The 15,163-nt window shown below is 47.0% G+C and carries 17 protein-coding genes; 14 read left to right on the top strand and 3 right to left on the bottom strand.

Features of this window, described 5'->3' with window-relative positions; genetic code table 11:
- Nucleotides 1–18 precede the first annotated feature (18 nt).
- The 13 genes from mnmE to ACYVI9_RS10405 all read left to right on the top strand — a co-directional run bounded on the left by mnmE (nucleotide 19) and on the right by ACYVI9_RS10405 (nucleotide 12,749).
- Nucleotides 19–1,407, top strand: a complete 1,389-nt coding sequence (mnmE, locus tag ACYVI9_RS10465) for a tRNA uridine-5-carboxymethylaminomethyl(34) synthesis GTPase MnmE (RefSeq protein WP_460764298.1) — start codon at nucleotides 19–21, stop codon at nucleotides 1,405–1,407.
- 80 nt (nucleotides 1,408–1,487) lie between these two features.
- On the top strand, nucleotides 1,488–1,961 hold the full coding sequence (locus tag ACYVI9_RS10460; RefSeq protein ID WP_460764296.1) for an MBL fold metallo-hydrolase: 474 nt from the start codon (nucleotides 1,488–1,490) through the stop codon (nucleotides 1,959–1,961).
- Nucleotides 1,962–1,995: 34 nt separating this feature from the next.
- Nucleotides 1,996–2,301 carry a hypothetical protein gene (locus ACYVI9_RS10455; RefSeq protein ID WP_460764294.1) on the top strand — a complete coding sequence of 102 codons (306 nt, stop codon included), beginning with the start codon at nucleotides 1,996–1,998 and terminating at the stop codon, nucleotides 2,299–2,301.
- A 366-nt stretch (nucleotides 2,302–2,667) separates the two neighbouring features.
- On the top strand, nucleotides 2,668–3,270 hold the full coding sequence (locus ACYVI9_RS10450; protein ID WP_460764292.1) for a DUF6088 family protein: 603 nt from the start codon (nucleotides 2,668–2,670) through the stop codon (nucleotides 3,268–3,270).
- A 3-nt stretch (nucleotides 3,271–3,273) separates the two neighbouring features.
- Nucleotides 3,274–4,272, top strand: coding sequence for a nucleotidyl transferase AbiEii/AbiGii toxin family protein (locus ACYVI9_RS10445; RefSeq protein ID WP_460764290.1), 999 nt, complete (start codon nucleotides 3,274–3,276; stop codon nucleotides 4,270–4,272).
- A gap of 58 nt (nucleotides 4,273–4,330) precedes the next feature.
- On the top strand, nucleotides 4,331–4,624 hold the full coding sequence (locus tag ACYVI9_RS10440) for a hypothetical protein (RefSeq protein WP_460764288.1): 294 nt from the start codon (nucleotides 4,331–4,333) through the stop codon (nucleotides 4,622–4,624).
- Nucleotides 4,625–4,996: 372 nt separating this feature from the next.
- Nucleotides 4,997–6,445: a TolC family protein gene (locus ACYVI9_RS10435; protein WP_460764286.1), complete on the top strand. Its 1,449-nt coding sequence runs from the start codon at nucleotides 4,997–4,999 to the stop codon at nucleotides 6,443–6,445.
- 23 nt (nucleotides 6,446–6,468) lie between these two features.
- Nucleotides 6,469–7,494, top strand: a complete 1,026-nt coding sequence (locus ACYVI9_RS10430) for an HlyD family secretion protein (protein WP_460764284.1) — start codon at nucleotides 6,469–6,471, stop codon at nucleotides 7,492–7,494.
- Nucleotides 7,494–8,660, top strand: a complete 1,167-nt coding sequence (locus tag ACYVI9_RS10425) for an ABC transporter permease (RefSeq protein ID WP_460764282.1) — start codon at nucleotides 7,494–7,496, stop codon at nucleotides 8,658–8,660. Before ACYVI9_RS10430 ends, ACYVI9_RS10425 begins: the two co-directional genes overlap by 1 nt.
- A complete protein-coding gene (locus ACYVI9_RS10420) occupies nucleotides 8,657–9,808 on the top strand; it encodes an ABC transporter permease (protein ID WP_460764280.1) in 1,152 nt (383 codons plus the stop codon). Before ACYVI9_RS10425 ends, ACYVI9_RS10420 begins: the two co-directional genes overlap by 4 nt.
- Nucleotides 9,809–10,242: 434 nt before the next feature.
- Nucleotides 10,243–10,647: a DoxX family membrane protein gene (locus ACYVI9_RS10415; protein ID WP_460764278.1), complete on the top strand. Its 405-nt coding sequence runs from the start codon at nucleotides 10,243–10,245 to the stop codon at nucleotides 10,645–10,647.
- On the top strand, nucleotides 10,644–11,588 hold the full coding sequence (locus ACYVI9_RS10410) for an aldo/keto reductase (protein WP_460764276.1): 945 nt from the start codon (nucleotides 10,644–10,646) through the stop codon (nucleotides 11,586–11,588). Before ACYVI9_RS10415 ends, ACYVI9_RS10410 begins: the two co-directional genes overlap by 4 nt.
- A 3-nt stretch (nucleotides 11,589–11,591) precedes the next feature.
- The gene (locus tag ACYVI9_RS10405) at nucleotides 11,592–12,749 is read left to right on the top strand and encodes an MFS transporter (RefSeq protein WP_460764274.1); all 1,158 of its coding nucleotides are present in this window, start codon (nucleotides 11,592–11,594) and stop codon (nucleotides 12,747–12,749) included.
- A 97-nt stretch (nucleotides 12,750–12,846) separates the two neighbouring features.
- Here ACYVI9_RS10405 and ACYVI9_RS10400 read toward each other — a convergent pair whose 3' ends face one another.
- The 3 genes from ACYVI9_RS10400 to ACYVI9_RS10390 are packed head-to-tail and all read right to left on the bottom strand — an operon-like array spanning nucleotide 12,847 to nucleotide 14,105.
- Entirely contained in the window at nucleotides 12,847–13,290 is a 444-nt protein-coding gene (locus tag ACYVI9_RS10400; RefSeq protein ID WP_460764272.1) for a DUF1801 domain-containing protein, read from the bottom strand.
- 3 nt (nucleotides 13,291–13,293) lie between these two features.
- Complete coding sequence (locus tag ACYVI9_RS10395; RefSeq protein ID WP_460764270.1) at nucleotides 13,294–13,788, bottom strand: SRPBCC family protein; 495 nt, start codon at nucleotides 13,786–13,788, stop codon at nucleotides 13,294–13,296.
- Nucleotides 13,789–13,793: 5 nt separating this feature from the next.
- Complete coding sequence (locus tag ACYVI9_RS10390) at nucleotides 13,794–14,105, bottom strand: ArsR/SmtB family transcription factor (RefSeq protein ID WP_460764268.1); 312 nt, start codon at nucleotides 14,103–14,105, stop codon at nucleotides 13,794–13,796.
- Nucleotides 14,106–14,344: 239 nt separating this feature from the next.
- On the opposite strand from ACYVI9_RS10390, the gene ACYVI9_RS10385 reads away from it, so the two are divergent.
- Nucleotides 14,345–15,121: a nuclear transport factor 2 family protein gene (locus ACYVI9_RS10385; protein WP_460764266.1), complete on the top strand. Its 777-nt coding sequence runs from the start codon at nucleotides 14,345–14,347 to the stop codon at nucleotides 15,119–15,121.
- Nucleotides 15,122–15,163: the final 42 nt, after the last annotated feature.

Here is a 15,163-nt window from a genome sequence, read left to right as displayed (position 1 = left end):
AATCTCTAATTTTACCGGATGAACCGGCTTTCCAATTTAAAGGATACTATTGTGGCTTTGGCGACTCCTCCCGGAGTGGGGGCGATTGGGCTAATTCGCTTGAGCGGGCCGGAAGCACTCTCTATTGCTGACAAGATCTTCAAAGGCAAAAAACTCCAGCATCAGACCAGCCATACAGTGCATTTTGGTCATATTATCTCACCGGATGAAGATCCAGGTGAACTGATAGACGAAGTAGTTGTCACGCTTTTTAAAGGGCCTAAAAGTTATACCGGTGAAGATACGGTAGAAATAAGTGCCCATGGCTCTCCCTATATTCTCCAAAAGATCCTGGAAGTTGCGGTACAGGCTGGCGCCCGCACCGCGTTACCAGGGGAGTTTACCCAGCGGGCCTTTTTGAATAGTAAACTGGACCTCGCCCAGGCGGAGGCAGTGGCAGATCTGATTGCCGCCAATACCAGGGCCGCCCAGCAAACGGCTTTAAACCAGCTTCGGGGCGGATTCTCTCAGGATCTGATGCTGCTCCGCAGTGAGCTGATCAACTTTACTGCCTTAATAGAGCTGGAACTGGATTTCAGTGATGAGGATGTGGAATTTGCTGATAAAAGCAAACTCAAAGACCTGGTCTCGGTACTCTCGGGACAGGTAAACACATTAATTGATTCATTCCGGCTCGGCAATGCTATTAAAAACGGAATTAGTGTAGCCATTATCGGAGCGCCGAATGCCGGCAAGAGTACCCTGCTCAACGCCCTGCTCAATGAGGAACGAGCTATTGTTAGTGATATCGCCGGCACTACCCGGGATACCATTGAAGAAACCTTGAATATCAATGGTGTTCTTTTCCGACTGATTGATACTGCAGGTATCCGCACCCACGCTACCGATATTATCGAAAATAAAGGCATTGAAAGAAGCCGCACTAATGCCGAAAAAGCAGATATTATTGTTCATCTCGTTGATCTACTCAATAATAACAGCCAGTCTACCGAATTGGAAAATTGGTTGCGGCCGTATCAGGAAAAGACCATAACCGTTTACAATAAATACAAAGCATGGAAAATGCTTCATTCCGGAAACGAGGAAGCTATATTTGAGCTCACAATAGATGCCAAAAATGGATATGGAATCGATGAATTAAAGAATCGGCTCTATCAAAGATCTATCGGCCCCGCCTCCAATACCGAGGGAACTATCGTGACCAACGCCCGCCATCACGCAGTTCTTCTAAAAATCAAAGAAAGTCTCGAGGCAATCAGCAGCGGGCTGGAACAACAACTCAGTGGGGATCTCCTTACCATCGATATAAGAAGGGCGCTCCATTACCTAGGCGAGATCACCGGACAGGTGGAGGTAGATCGTGACATCCTGGGAACGATATTTGGGAAATTCTGTATCGGAAAGTAACGGGATTATTTCAGTTGACGGAGCTTTACTTCATTTTACAAACTATTTGAAACTGAAATCCGGCAAGTACAGTGTGTTTATTGACTACTACCCGCCGGTCTGGAACCCAGGAAAGCATATCTACACGCGGCGCGAGTTCCTGCATTTGTATTTACATAAAGAAGCCTTTACTTCATGATTTTATTACACCTGATACCGGAATCGTAAACAAATACGTAAAGAAGGTTGATTATATTCTGGTTCATCACACACATGCTGACCATGTGCTTGATGTTCCATATATAGCATTGAAAACCGGGGCTAATGTTCTAGGTAATGAAAGTACTGCTAATTTAATGGTGGCGTCTGGATTACCAGAAAAACAAATAATTACAGTGAAGGGCGGAGAGGATTATGATTTTGGCACATTCTCAATAAAAGTCATTCCAAGTCTTCATTCTCCATTAATGGAAAAGAGATATTTTGATTCACGCATCATCCCGAAAAACACAAAAATTCCTCTAAAATTGGACGACTATGTGGAAGGAGTGAGGAAGTCTTGCTTTTTTAATTAGACTTGGAGGATACGAAATCCTTACTTCTGGATCAATGAATTATACCGAAAGAGAGCTACAAGGACTGCGCCCTGACGTCGCAATTGTAGGCGCAGCGCCTTCAAGAAAGGAAATATACGACTATGCCGGGCGATTGATGCGTGTGCTTAATGATCCCGCAATTGTAATTCCGACACATTGGGACGACTTTAATATTCCGCTTGAGGCTTCTCAGAGCGAAAGACGTCAGCAATTGCAATCCTTTGAACAGGAGATAATAAATGCGTCTCCTAAAACGGAAGTGATTATTCCCCAATATTTCAGGCCAGTCATTTTGCCTTCAAAAGAACCGGCTCATTAATTTTTTTGTAGCACTACGATAAAACTTCTTTCCATCTTTAGCACCATCCCAAACGCCAGTTACACCTTGAATTTTACATGGAGTCTCTTATCTATACGAATTAGTTTTTTACAAACTTTTCTAAAAGTTCAATTCCATCGCCTTTGTCTTGTTTTTCTGTTTGAGCTGTAGAGATTCCGAATATTCTAGTTTTTCTTTACTGATCGAGACATCGTTGATTTATAAGTATTGATTTACTCAAATGTGTGAATGCGCAGATAAGTATGCTTGACAAATATTCAAATTTCATTAAAATATTTAAATGCAAATATAATTTTTTCTGTAACAAATATTTACTAAATTTGTTACAGAATAAGGAATTTATAAATGCCGGAAATAGCTAAAAATAAGATAGAAAGCAAAATTTTAAAATCGTCTCGTGGTGAATTGTTTTTCGCTGACGACTTTAAGAATTTTGCTACACCGGAAAATATCCGGGTGACGCTTTTCCGTTTGGAGAATGATGGTCTTATTGAAAGAATGGCTCATGGTATCTATATCAAACCAAAGGAAGATCCTTTGCTGGGTACGATATATCCTAATATCGGAGAGGTTGCAAAGGAAATTGCCAAAAGAGATAAAGCTCGAATTGCTCCAACAGGTGTGATGGCATTGTATTTACTGGGGCTTACGACACAAGTGCCATTAAAGGCGGTGTACTTAACAGATGGCTCCCAACGTGAAGTGAAAATAGGAAATCGAACCATCAAATTTAAACGAACTGTTCCCAAAAGCTTTGCCATCAAGGATGAGTTATTGCAGCTTATCGTACAGGCTTTTAAGGAAAAAGGACAACAGGATATTACTGCAGAATTTTTAGAGACGATCAGGCATGCTGTGAAAAAGTTAGATGAGAAAATGATACAGAACCAAGTCATTCATGCGCCTGTATGGATTCAGAAGCAAATCAATAATCTTTACCAATCTTAACCCATGTGGATAAATCTGGCCGATGAACAAAAGCTTCAGGTATTGGAGCAAGTTGAAAATGCAATTGGAATTCCAGCGTTTGTGGTGGAAAAGGATTGGTGGGTATGTATTATCTTAAAGGCAGTTTTTCAGTCCAAATATGCAGACTCCATAACCTTTAAAGGTGGTACGTCGCTGAGTAAGGCATATAATCTGATAGATCGTTTCTCGGAAGATATAGACCTGATCATTGATCGGCATCTGCTGGGATTTGATCAATTGGAATCCAAAACTCAAATAAAAAAATTGAGGAGAGCTTCTGGTAATTTTATTAATAATGAATTTCGAATGGAGCTTGTCAATCAAATGGATCAGCTTGGTATTGATCTTAAACAATATGAAATAAGGTATAACGATTATATAGATGACACGAGTGATCCAAATACATTGGAGATACATTACCAATCCATTGTTCCAACCGACAATGCTTACATTCAGCAGCGCGTTCTATTGGAAATGGGGGCTAGATCATTAAGCGAGCCTTTTGAGACAAAATCCATAATATCATTTATTGACCATCATTATAAAGATCTTGGTTTTACCAAACCATCCTTTGATGTTCAGGTGGTTGTTCCAACGCGTACGTTTATAGAGAAGGTGCTATTACTGCATGAAGAATTTTCAAAACCAGCCGACAAGATTAGGACGGATCGATTAACCAGGCATCTATATGACCTGGATAGAATTATGAGAGCTGAATATGGTGAGATGGCAATTGTTGACGATGAATTGTTTGAAACGATTGTTCAACACCGTAAAACAGTCACACCATTACGAGGAATGGATTATTCGAATCACGCCAGAGGGAAATTGAGTATCATACCACCAGATGCTATAGTGGAAAAATGGGAAGTTGATTATAAAACGATGCAGGAAAACATGATTATGGGAAAGAGTTTGAAATGGGAAGAGCTCTTGGATAAAATAAGGGAGATTGAGGAGAGGTTTAATGGTAGGTTATGAGGGACAGCACAAAACGTCAACTCAATAAAAATTATGATCTAATTTTAGATGAATTAAAATGGCATTTAATGAAAACTCAAGAGTGAAAATTTCTGCCCAACTTCATTTATTGAACAGAAAAAGTTTTAATGCCCTGAAGAACTACTATCAGTGTATGCTCATCGGTTATATGATCAATCAGTTTTTAGAGAAAAGTCAGTGGTGGGAAGATCTCAAAACCGATCATAAAAAACTCACCATAAAGCATCTGTGGCAGCAACTACTTACCCAGCTGCGCATCCTGCCGCTTTGCCGGCCCATTCTAATACAAATCAATGAAAGCAGGCACCAGATCCGGTTGCGATCCGGCTAACCTGGACGATCTGCCGGAAGCTTCAATGCTCCGGAGGTGAGCAGCCTGCGCCTTTAAAAACAGGATATTACCAAACAATCCCCCTTAAAATCATCGCAAAACTCAAAAATCAACTTTCCTAAAAACGCTTCCTGCCGCAAAATCCTCCCTGCAGCAGTCACCGCCCCCTTGTTCCTGGCATTCTGCCTTTGGGTGCCAGATAAAAAAACCTTACTTTCGGAATCGCTGGGATCATGAGACCCAAAATCTGATTTTTTTTATTAATTTCATGATGATAATTTTTTTCATTCAGCTATGCTCAGACTGCAGCTGACAGATGAAAGGATCAGGAATATCCGCATCACTATTTTTGGTTTAAAGATATATTCCATAATGAGAAAAACCCAGCCACTTCTTATAGTTATTGGGCTCCTTTGCTGCGGTTGCTGTACCGCGCAATCTTCACTTTCCCTGGAGGACTGTATTCAAAAAGCTTTGGAGAACAATACCCTCACCAAGCTGGCGCGACAATCGCTGGAAACCCGGCAACAGCAGTACGAGGCCGCCAAACTGAATTTGTTGCCCAAAGCCGATCTGTTAGCGGGCTACAATCACCTAAGCAGGCCCCTCACCCTGGACCTGCAGGGACTGGAATCCGGCATTACAGAAGGCGCTGCGAATCAAAGTGTCAATACGGCCAATACCATTTATAACCAGATTACCGGCAATGAACTGCCTCAGGGGGTACAGGATCAGATTTACAGCACCACAGAAAGCATTATCCATGCCTTTTATCCCCGCAGCAACCCGGAAATCAGCAAGCAGGACTTTGTGACCGCGGGGATCTTTTTCCGGCAGCCCATTTATCTGGGCGGCAAACTCAAAGCCCTGCAGGAGTTGGCCCGGCAACAGGTAGCATCCGGAAAAGTGAACCTGGATGTCATTCATGATCAGCTCCGCTTCAATATTACCTCTCAATACCTTCAGATCCAGTACCTGAATTCCATGCTGCACAAACAGGCCCAACTGGTCAGTGCTTTTGATAAAACCCGGCAGTCTGCCGAAGATCTGCTGAAAGCAGAGATCATCCCGCCCTATCAGAAAAAATGGGCCGAAGTGATCCAGACCCAGGGACGGACCTCCTATGAAAACCTGAAACTGGAAAAAGAAAATGCCCTGTTGCAAATGAAACAACTGATGGGCATGGCCCTGGATGACTCACTGGTTATTGCCGACAGTTTAACCAGGGGCAGTGAACTGCCTCCGGAATTTCTGGATCCGAAGATCGAACAGAACCCGGACCTGCGGCTGCTCCACAGCAAAAGAGAAGAAGCCGGTATCGCGGTAAAAACTACGAAAACTGCCAACCTTCCCAATGTCTTTGGTATTGCCAATTACCAGTTTCTGCAAAAAAACCTGCCCGCCATCATGCCGCCCTGGATGGTAGGCATAGAAATGCAATGGAGCCTGCTGGACTGGGTGCAGAATGCCAAAAAAGTAAAGGCCGCCAAATCTTTATCCTCCGAATCTGAACTCCTCATCCAGCAGAAAAAAGAATCCCTGCAGCTGGGCATCCGGGTGGCGCAAAATAAGATCCTGTCACTACGCAATCAGATGCTCAGTTTACAAATGGCCAGCGAGGAAGCCGCCCGTACCGCCGCCATTGTACAGACAAGAATGGAGAACAGTCTGGCCTCCGTTAAAGACGTCAACGACGCCCAACAGCTCCAGTTTGAATCCGAAAAAATCTATTATACTTCCCTGCTGGCTTATAAGATGGCAATCGCTACTTATTTCTATATACTGGGATCGCCGGATGCCGCCAGGCCCTTCCTTCATTAAAAACAGGTAAACCGAACCCGATAATGGCAAATAAAAAAAAGACTCCTTCCAAAAGCCGGTCACCGGTACTCAAAAACTACTGGGCACTGCTGATCCCGGTGGTCATATTACTGATCGCCCTTTTCTTCCTGTTCAGAAAAGACAACAAAACAGAAGCTGTAAAAATCACCGGCATGGTAGATGCCGCTTCCATCGATGTCAGCGCCGGCATGCCGGGACGGCTGGAAGAACTGAACATACAGGTGGGAGATACGGTGACGGAAGGCCAGCTGCTGGGCAGGCTGAAAGGAGAAAGTTTTGATATTGTCCGGTCACAGGCCACAGACGCGGTAAATATTGCGCAGCAAAATCTGGATCTGTTACAAAGAGGTACAGCGCCGGAAGTACTGCAATCCGCGGTTAATATTCAGGAGATCGCCGAACAACAACTGGACCTGGTCACCAAAACCTACAACCGCATGGTCAAACTCTATGATCAGGGAGTGATTTCCGGACAGGAGAAAGACCTGATCAGTTTTAAATATGAAGCGGCGAAAAAAGAACTGGAAACTGCCCGGCTGAATGTACAATTACTCCGCAAAGGCAGTAACGAGCAAATGCTGGGTTCCGCCAAATCGGTACTCAGTCAGGCCAAAGGGGCGGAGCAACTGGCCCATCATTTAAAAGAAGGTACCGAGATCAAAGCACCCGCGTCGGGGATTGTGGTTTCACTGATTTCCAAACAGGGAGAAATGATCAATGCCGGTTATCCCATTATGACAATTCAGCTGGCGAATTCCTTTTTTGTCAGTTTTAATATAAGGCAGGATCAGATGTCCCAAATCACCAAAGGCGTGGTGGTGGATCTGAAAATTCCGGGATGCGAACCCGAGCAGACCAAGGGGACCGTCACCGAGCTGGCGCCGGCCCTGGGTTATGCCAACTGGGTGCCTGCCGATCAATCGGGTCAGATGGAACTCCGCAGTTTCAGCATTAAAGTAAGCCCGCAAAATCCTGCGGCCATCCGGGGCCTGCGTTCCGGCATGACCGCCCAACTGATCCTGCCCTGATGACCACATTACTGCATATCATCCTGCGGGAATGGAAACGGATCCTGTCTCTGCCGGCTCATTATGTGGTGCTGCTGGTCATACCGCCCATCGTATTCCTGTTCTTTGGATTTATCTATAACAGGAAATTTGCCGAAGACATACCGGTGATGGTCTGGGACGAAGACCATTCGGCATTAAGTACCCAGCTGACCCGGCTGCTGGATGCCACCAAAAGCATTCATATCACTGGTACGGCCACTAATGAAAGCCAGGTTCGTGCTGCCATTAAAAGCGGAGAGGTTTCCGGTGCGATACATTTTCCGCGGCGTCTGGAAGCCGACCTGAAAAGCAATCATCCGACTTCGGTAACCGTATTTACCAATGCCGCGGCCATTGTACCTGCCAAACTGATCTATAAGGATGCTGCCGGTGTAATTATCAAAGGCGGTCTGGCGGTGGTATTACAGAAATTCACCAGGCAGGGCATGCCCGCCGATCAGGCCATGGCCCTGTTACAACCCATAGAATTGCATACCGTGACCCTGTACAATCCGGATTACAATTACCAGCAGTACCTGACCCCGGGGCTGATAACGGTGGGGTTCCAGATGGCCCTGATACTGGTGGGGGTACTGCTGATCAATTATGAAGCGAAAACAAAGACCTGGGAAGCACTGCTACAAACCGCTAAAGGTTCGGCCTCCGTCATTATTATGGGAAAGACGATCGCTCATCTGAGCGTGGCCTGGGTGAATTTTCTCCTGATTGCGGGCATTATCTTTCCGGTTTACGGCCTGTCAAAACCCGGCAGTCTGGGCGCTTTCTTTGTCTTGTTTACCCTCCTATCACTGGCTTGCATCGGCATCGGCCTGCTGGTGTCCACCCTGATTGGTGACATCATCACCGCGACGGATGTGGCCCTTTTTTATACATCGCCGGCTTTTGTATTCAGCGGTTTTACTTTTCCCCGCTGGGCCATGCCCTGGTACGATCAGTTTTATGCCAACCTGATGCCCTATACCCCCTTTCTGGACGGATTCATAAAGATATATTTCATGGAATTACCCTTACGCTATGCGCTAAAGGAATCGGGCATCCTCCTGCTGTTTACCGCGCTGAGTCTGGCGGCTTCGGTCTTGTTACTGCAACGAAAAATTAATCAAACAAAAATAGCCTGGGCTTGAAATCGGTAGGCTCCATATTACTAAGAGAAATCCGGCTGGTATCTTCCCAGAAGGCCCTGGTGCTGATTTTTCTGATCGCACCGATTGCCTATGCCTTTATGTATGGCAGCATCTATGTCAATAAACTGGAAGAAAAAGTAAAAATCGCGGTCGTGGATATGGACGGCAGTGAATTATCCAGAATGATCACCACCCAGCTCAATGCCACCCAAATCGCCGAGGTGGTGTCCGCGGGCAGTCTGGATGAGGCCGAGCAGGAACTTTATTATGGCAGGGTCCAGGGGTATTTGTTTATGGAAAAAGGATTGCAGGCAACCGTTCTCAGTCTTCAAAAAACTACGATAACCCTGGCCGTCAACGCCGGTCGTTTCCTGCCTTCCAGCGATCTGACGGCGGCGCTTTCGAAAATCAGTCTGACCCTGGGTGCCGGCATTCGGATGAAATACATCAGTAAACAGGGTACCGGCAGCGAAGCCGCCCTGGCCGAGGCCAATCCCCTCAGCCTGGATTACCGGCCCCTGTACAACGAAAATTCCAGTTACGGGGCTTTCCTGTTACCGGGTCTGCTGGCCATCATCCTGCAGCAAACCCTGCTGATCGGTCTGGTCGCCAGCATGGGTATCGAAAGAGAGCAGCGGTTTCCCGGCCTGTTTCAGATGGGCAGCGGGTCCGCTATTCTTATAGGCAAGGGCAGTTTCTACCTGCTCAGCTTCCTGATGATCGGATTGTTCTTCGTGACCATCAACTTTTCGGTTTTAAGCGTTCCCATGCGGGGCAGTGGAATGAACCTGTTGCTGCTGACGGCTGTCTTTCTTGCAGCATTGATTCCGATTGGGCTGCTGATCGGCTCCTTCTTCCGATCGCCGCTGATGGGCATGCAGGTCATGGCATTTTCTTCCTACCCGTTTTTTCTGATTACCGGCTATTCAATGCCCTATCATTCCTTACCCCGGTTGGTTCAGTGGATCGCGGCCCTCTTGCCCACCACCCCCTTTTTAAAGAGCTACCAATCGATTGTTCAGGCAGGAGGCTCCTTATTCGACAACAAAGAAGCCTTCCTGCATCTCCTGCTGCTCTGGCTGCTCTTCAGCCTGCTGTTTCTGGTCCGTATTCATTATATGAGAAAAAAAGCGGCTCCTGCCGCTTAGGATTGGCAAAATACCCGATGCCAGCGGGAGGTCAAAAAACGGTGCTACAGGCACAGCCTCATTAAAATCAAATAAAGCCAAACTGGTTGTAAAGAGTCAGGAATCATTCAGGTTTGTGGCTGCAAATTGCCTTTTCTGCGCATACCAACAATATGAATATTGCAGGATTCCATCGTTAATAGTTTTTTTTCATAATCAGCCTTTTGTTTTAGTCATTAGTCAAATGTAAAATATTATACTTAATTAAACCAGGCTCCAAATGAGGGGTATTCGCAAAACCGCATCAACCAATGCTCCGCTACCCGCTATAAAATGTCTACCCTCATGAACCGGTTTCCGGCCCGTCAGAACAGATGATCCCTGCCGGCCGATTTGGTAATAGTTTTCCCATTGCAAACTAAGGTCGTAACTTTGCCCCCTTAATCCCGATCGGAATGAATAAAACAAGCTTTTTCTTTATGCGGCTGCCCCTGGCGATTTCCCTGCTGGGACACGGACTGGTGCGGCTGCCCAAACTGCAGGCATTCAGTGAATGGATGCAGACAACCATGGAAAAATCTTTTTTACCTACCTCGCTGGTGGGCATCTGGGGCTATCTGTTGCCTTTTGTGGAGCTGATGCTGGGTTTACAGCTAATCATCGGCTATCAAACGAAAAATTGTCTCTATGCCTGCCTCACCCTCATGTCTGTTTTGATCCTGGGCAGCGCCTCGATAGAAAACTGGACTGCCATAGGAGCCCAGCTGATTCACGGCATTTATCTTTTGGGGCTGTTATGGTATCTGGAAAAATATCAGGGAGCCCTCCCGGAGGATCAGAAAAAAATAGTTAATAAATGAACCGTTGTAAGATACCGCATACCCATCTGGAAATCAGCCGACTGGCCTTCGGTGGCAATGTGCTGGGCTGGACCCTGGACGAAAAAGCATCCTTTGAGATTTTGGATGCCTTTGCAGCCGGTGGAGGCAATTTCATCGATACGGCAGATACTTATGCCTGGTGGGTAAACGGGACCGGTGGTCAATCCGAGACCATTATCGGCAACTGGATGAAACTAAGGGGCAACAGAAAGGAGATGATCATCGCCACCAAAACAGGTTCCGAAACCAGGGAACATGGTTTTGACATCAGCAAAAAACATATCCTGCAATCCGTCGAAGAAAGTCTCCGGCGCCTGCAGACCGACTATATCGATTTGTATTATACCCATTTTGACGACCTTACCACCCCGGAAGCCGAAACCCTATCCGCCTATCAGGAAATGATACAGGCCGGAAAAGTCCGGTATATCGCCGCCTCCAATCTCTCGCCTGAAAGACTGGAGCAATCATTTGCCGTGGCCCAAAAACAGGGCCTGCCTGAATACGTGGCCCTGCAACCCCATTACAACCTGGTGGAAAGGGAAAAATACGAGCAGGCCTATTTACCTCTGGTGGAAAAATACCAGCTGACGGTATTTCCTTACTGGGCGCTGGCCGCCGGCTTTCTTACCGGAAAATACCGCAGTGAGGCCGATTTCAGTAAAAGTATCCGGGGAAAAAATGCTGAAAAATACCTCAATCAACAGGGTCTGGCGATTCTGGACGCCCTGGATCAGGTAGCAGAAAAACATCATACCCGGCCGGCTACGGTTTCCCTGGCCTGGCTGCTGGCCCAACCGCATATTGGCGCGCCCATCGCGAGTGCTACGAATACGCATCAGTTGGAAACATTGCTTGCCGCGCCGGCATTACAGCTGGACGCAGAAGATTTGGAATTTTTAGACCGTGTAAGTAAATAAGCAATGGACAAAAGAATTATTCCGCTGGCAATGGGCGGATTGGGTATTGGCACCACAGAGTTCGCCATCATGGGCATATTGCCTGATATCGCCCACTCGATGCAAATCAGTATACCCCAGGCAGGGCATTTTATTTCCGCCTATGCGTTGGGCGTCGTCATTGGCGCTCCACTGATTATATCCCAGGCAGCGCGGTTTCCGCCCAAGAAGGCGTTGATCTGGCTCATGGTCATTTTCACCCTGTTTAATGCTTTGTCCGCCCTGGCTCCCAACTATACGGTCATGATGGCTACCCGGTTTTTATCAGGTCTGCCCCATGGCGCTTTCTTTGGTGTCAGCACGGTAGTAGCCAAGAGACTGGCAATAAAAGGCAGGGAAGCGCGGTATATTTCCCTGGTATTTACCGGACTGACCGTCGCCAACCTGGCTGTGGTTCCGCTGGTTACCTATTTAGGCCATAATTTTCACTGGAGCTGGTGTTTTATTGTGGTAAGCAGTATCGGAATGATTACCATGCTGCTCATCAAATGGTGGGTACCCGAAATGGAAGTGAAGGGTCATACCGATTTAAAAAAACAATTGCGGTTTCTGAAAAATCCCCAAAGCTGGTATGTGCTAATGATAACTGCCATCGGCATGGGCGGTTTATTTGCCTGGCTGAGTTATATTTCTCCGCTGATGACCCGGGTATCGGGTATTGCCGAGCAAAATATATCCTATATCATGGTATTGGCGGGCGGGGGGATGGTCATCGGTAATTTACTCGGGGGCTATCTCACCGATAAAATCAGCGCCTTCAGGGCCAGCAATCTGTTGTTGTTTTCAATGATGATCCTGCTATTGGCGGTATTCTTCCTTTCCGGCAGCCCCTCCACCTCCCTGGTACTGGTATTCCTCTGCGGGACACTCTCCATGTCCATGTCCGCCCCCATTAATATCATGATGCTCAAAGCCGCTCCCCATTCAGAAATGATGTCAGCCGCTTTTATGCAATCGGCCTTTAATGTGGCCAATGCGCTGGGGGCTTTTCTGGGCGGTCTGCCCCTGACCATGGGATTATCTTATGCGTATCCCTCCCTGGTCGGTGCGGCCATGACCCTGACCGGACTGCTGATCTGTCTCCGGTATACTTTTAAATTCAGTCCCCGGCTGGCCAGATAGCAGCGTCCCTGTCCGGTTCATTCAAAAAAAACACGCCAAGTCATACGCCGGTCGCATGCATCCAGGGGGGCGGTTTTCTCATAACAGGAAGGCTTCGCTAACCCTGTTTTCCGTCCGATCCGGTAACCCCGATGCCGTATTGAATGGCTTCGATCAATACTTCACGGTTCAGATCCTGAAGAGATTTAAAGCGGATGCAATAACCGGTTACGGTGGCCTTTCCGATCCTGTCCGCGAAATTTGCCTTCAGGTATTTACGGTCGCTGAGCCCCATGAGGTAAAGGGAGATGCCCGACGCCGGCGCACTCATCCCAATCTGATACCGTTCTTCACGGGTGCCATCGGCAAAATCCTGCACATAGACCCCATAGCCGATACTGGGATGGGAAACCAGTTTTCCGGTGGCATCCCGCCCATCCAGAAACCACAACCGGCCCCGGGGAAGCAGCCGGATCAGCTCCTGATGTAGCAACAGCATGTCTGCCTTTTTGGATTCCGGCTGGCTTTGGAGGTACCGATCGATCTGTTCGACAATGGTCATCTGTTAGGCTTGTAAGGTTTTGAGCAATTGAATCAGATTTTCCAGTGAAGCGGTAAAGCCCAGCTTGAAGCCTTCCAGCAACCGTTCCATGCGTTCAAAGGATTCATTATAGACCGTAATCACGACCTGGGTAATGCCCGCCTCCTCACTGAAATTATAATCCCATTCGGATCCCGGCAGCTCCGGATTCTCATCCTTGTCAGCAAAAGCATTATGTAGCTTGAAATTGGTTTTGGGACTGATGGAGCGGTACTCCTGAATGGCCCAGCCTTCTTTTCCGTCCGGGCCCACCATGGCATAGAATCTTTTGCCCCCCACTTCAAAGTTCATATACTTGGTCCGGGCGGTAAAAGGTGCTGGCGCCACCCACTGATCCAGTAGTTCTGCCTGGGTGAAGGCATCCCAGACCAGATCCAGGGGTGCATCAAATTCACGTTCAATACGAATGGTTTTGTTGGCTTTATCAACCGTAAAGTCAAACGCTAAGTCTTGCTTCATTTTTTCTATTTTTTAATAGTGGCTAATAAATTGTCCAATTGTTGGAACCGGCTTTCCCAGATTCTGCGGAATTGTTCGAGCCAGTTATCGATCTCTTTCATTCTGTCTATTTCAAGTTGATAATAAATTTCCCGGCCTTTTTGCTCCTGCCGGACAAGATCACATTCAGTCAGAATCCGCAGGTGTTTCGAAATCGCCTGCCTGCTGCTGTCAAAATGGGCGGCTATGCTGTTCGGTGTCATGGCTTGTAAGGCTATCAATGTTAAAATGGCCCTTCTGGTTGGATCGGCGATTGCCTGAAAAATGTCTCTGCGCATGGTCTATTTTCTTCTTTTATGAAACTAATCAGTTGCAAATATAATGCGCAACCATTCGGCTTCCAAATATTTTTTTCTTTTTTTGGGAAAAAGCTGAACGGTGGCCTGATTTTACCGCCGGTTTTGTTCTCCGACAGGAAAATCCCTGCCACTGGCCGGTATAGGCCTGGACCGTCGACCGCTAACCGGTAATTTTATAAGGTACCGATTCCACCAACTCCGGAAAAAAACTTAAAAAGATGTACCGGCTCTTCGTCGCGCTATGCTCATCACTGGCCGTAACCACTATACAGGCCCAAACGGATCGGCCTCAAATTCAGGCGGCCCGGACAGCCGACAGTCTGTTCTGGCAGGCTTATAATATCTGCGACCTGACTGCGATGATGGCACTCACTGCTCATGACATCGAGTTTTTTCACGACAAAGGCGGGATTACGCGTGGGGATTCGGCATTTGAAGCCTCTATCAGAAATGGCTTATGCGGTAATCCGGGAGCTTTTCAACTGCGCCGGCAAAAAGTTTCAGGAACAGAAGGCGTCTATCCCATGCACAATGAGGGGAAGCTCTATGGAGTATTGTTTACCGGAAAGCATCTTTTTTACATCAGTCAGCAGGGTAAGGCGCCCTATGCCGATGGCCTGGCGCAATATGCCGATCTCTGGCTCATGGAAAACGGAAACTGGAAACTGGCCCGCGTATTCAGTTATGACCACGGACCGGCACCTTATGTAAACAATAGAAAAGCGATCGGTTTACCCTATCAGATATTAAAGTCCTTTGAAGGTGTTTACAAAGGTCCGGAAAATGAGATACGGGTAATCGCCAGCTCCACCTATCTGGAACTCCGATTAACCGGCGGTCGTCAGATGAAAATATATCCCTTAAACAACCACAGCTTCTTTGCCAAAGAGCGAGACCTGGTGTTCAGTTTTCCCGCTGCGCCCGGTCAGCGGCCGGTAATGATTGTCGCAGAACGGGGCAGGGAGGTGGAACAACTTTTGAAAACAAAGAAATAGTCTGCGGGCTTCGCCATGCTCCCTTCCGCTGGCATCTTCAAT

The organism is Niabella terrae (genome assembly GCF_054783135.1).
This window is presented reverse-complemented; position numbering and strand designations above follow the sequence as displayed.

What these genes read in the sequence shown, in the direction of transcription:
- mnmE (WP_460764298.1), top strand. Translation starts at nt 19, where the DNA reads ATGAACCGGCTTTCCAATTTAAAGGATACTATTGTGGCTTTGGCGACT.
- ACYVI9_RS10455 (WP_460764294.1), top strand. Translation starts at nt 1,996, where the DNA reads ATGAATTATACCGAAAGAGAGCTACAAGGACTGCGCCCTGACGTCGCA.
- ACYVI9_RS10450 (WP_460764292.1), top strand. Translation starts at nt 2,668, where the DNA reads ATGCCGGAAATAGCTAAAAATAAGATAGAAAGCAAAATTTTAAAATCG.
- ACYVI9_RS10445 (WP_460764290.1), top strand. Translation starts at nt 3,274, where the DNA reads ATGTGGATAAATCTGGCCGATGAACAAAAGCTTCAGGTATTGGAGCAA.
- ACYVI9_RS10440 (WP_460764288.1), top strand. Translation starts at nt 4,331, where the DNA reads ATGGCATTTAATGAAAACTCAAGAGTGAAAATTTCTGCCCAACTTCAT.
- ACYVI9_RS10435 (WP_460764286.1), top strand. Translation starts at nt 4,997, where the DNA reads ATGAGAAAAACCCAGCCACTTCTTATAGTTATTGGGCTCCTTTGCTGC.
- ACYVI9_RS10430 (WP_460764284.1), top strand. Translation starts at nt 6,469, where the DNA reads ATGGCAAATAAAAAAAAGACTCCTTCCAAAAGCCGGTCACCGGTACTC.
- ACYVI9_RS10425 (WP_460764282.1), top strand. Translation starts at nt 7,494, where the DNA reads ATGACCACATTACTGCATATCATCCTGCGGGAATGGAAACGGATCCTG.
- ACYVI9_RS10415 (WP_460764278.1), top strand. Translation starts at nt 10,243, where the DNA reads ATGAATAAAACAAGCTTTTTCTTTATGCGGCTGCCCCTGGCGATTTCC.
- ACYVI9_RS10410 (WP_460764276.1), top strand. Translation starts at nt 10,644, where the DNA reads ATGAACCGTTGTAAGATACCGCATACCCATCTGGAAATCAGCCGACTG.
- ACYVI9_RS10405 (WP_460764274.1), top strand. Translation starts at nt 11,592, where the DNA reads ATGGACAAAAGAATTATTCCGCTGGCAATGGGCGGATTGGGTATTGGC.
- ACYVI9_RS10400 (WP_460764272.1), bottom strand. Translation starts at nt 13,290, where the DNA reads ATGACCATTGTCGAACAGATCGATCGGTACCTCCAAAGCCAGCCGGAA.
- ACYVI9_RS10395 (WP_460764270.1), bottom strand. Translation starts at nt 13,788, where the DNA reads ATGAAGCAAGACTTAGCGTTTGACTTTACGGTTGATAAAGCCAACAAA.
- ACYVI9_RS10390 (WP_460764268.1), bottom strand. Translation starts at nt 14,105, where the DNA reads ATGCGCAGAGACATTTTTCAGGCAATCGCCGATCCAACCAGAAGGGCC.
- ACYVI9_RS10385 (WP_460764266.1), top strand. Translation starts at nt 14,345, where the DNA reads ATGTACCGGCTCTTCGTCGCGCTATGCTCATCACTGGCCGTAACCACT.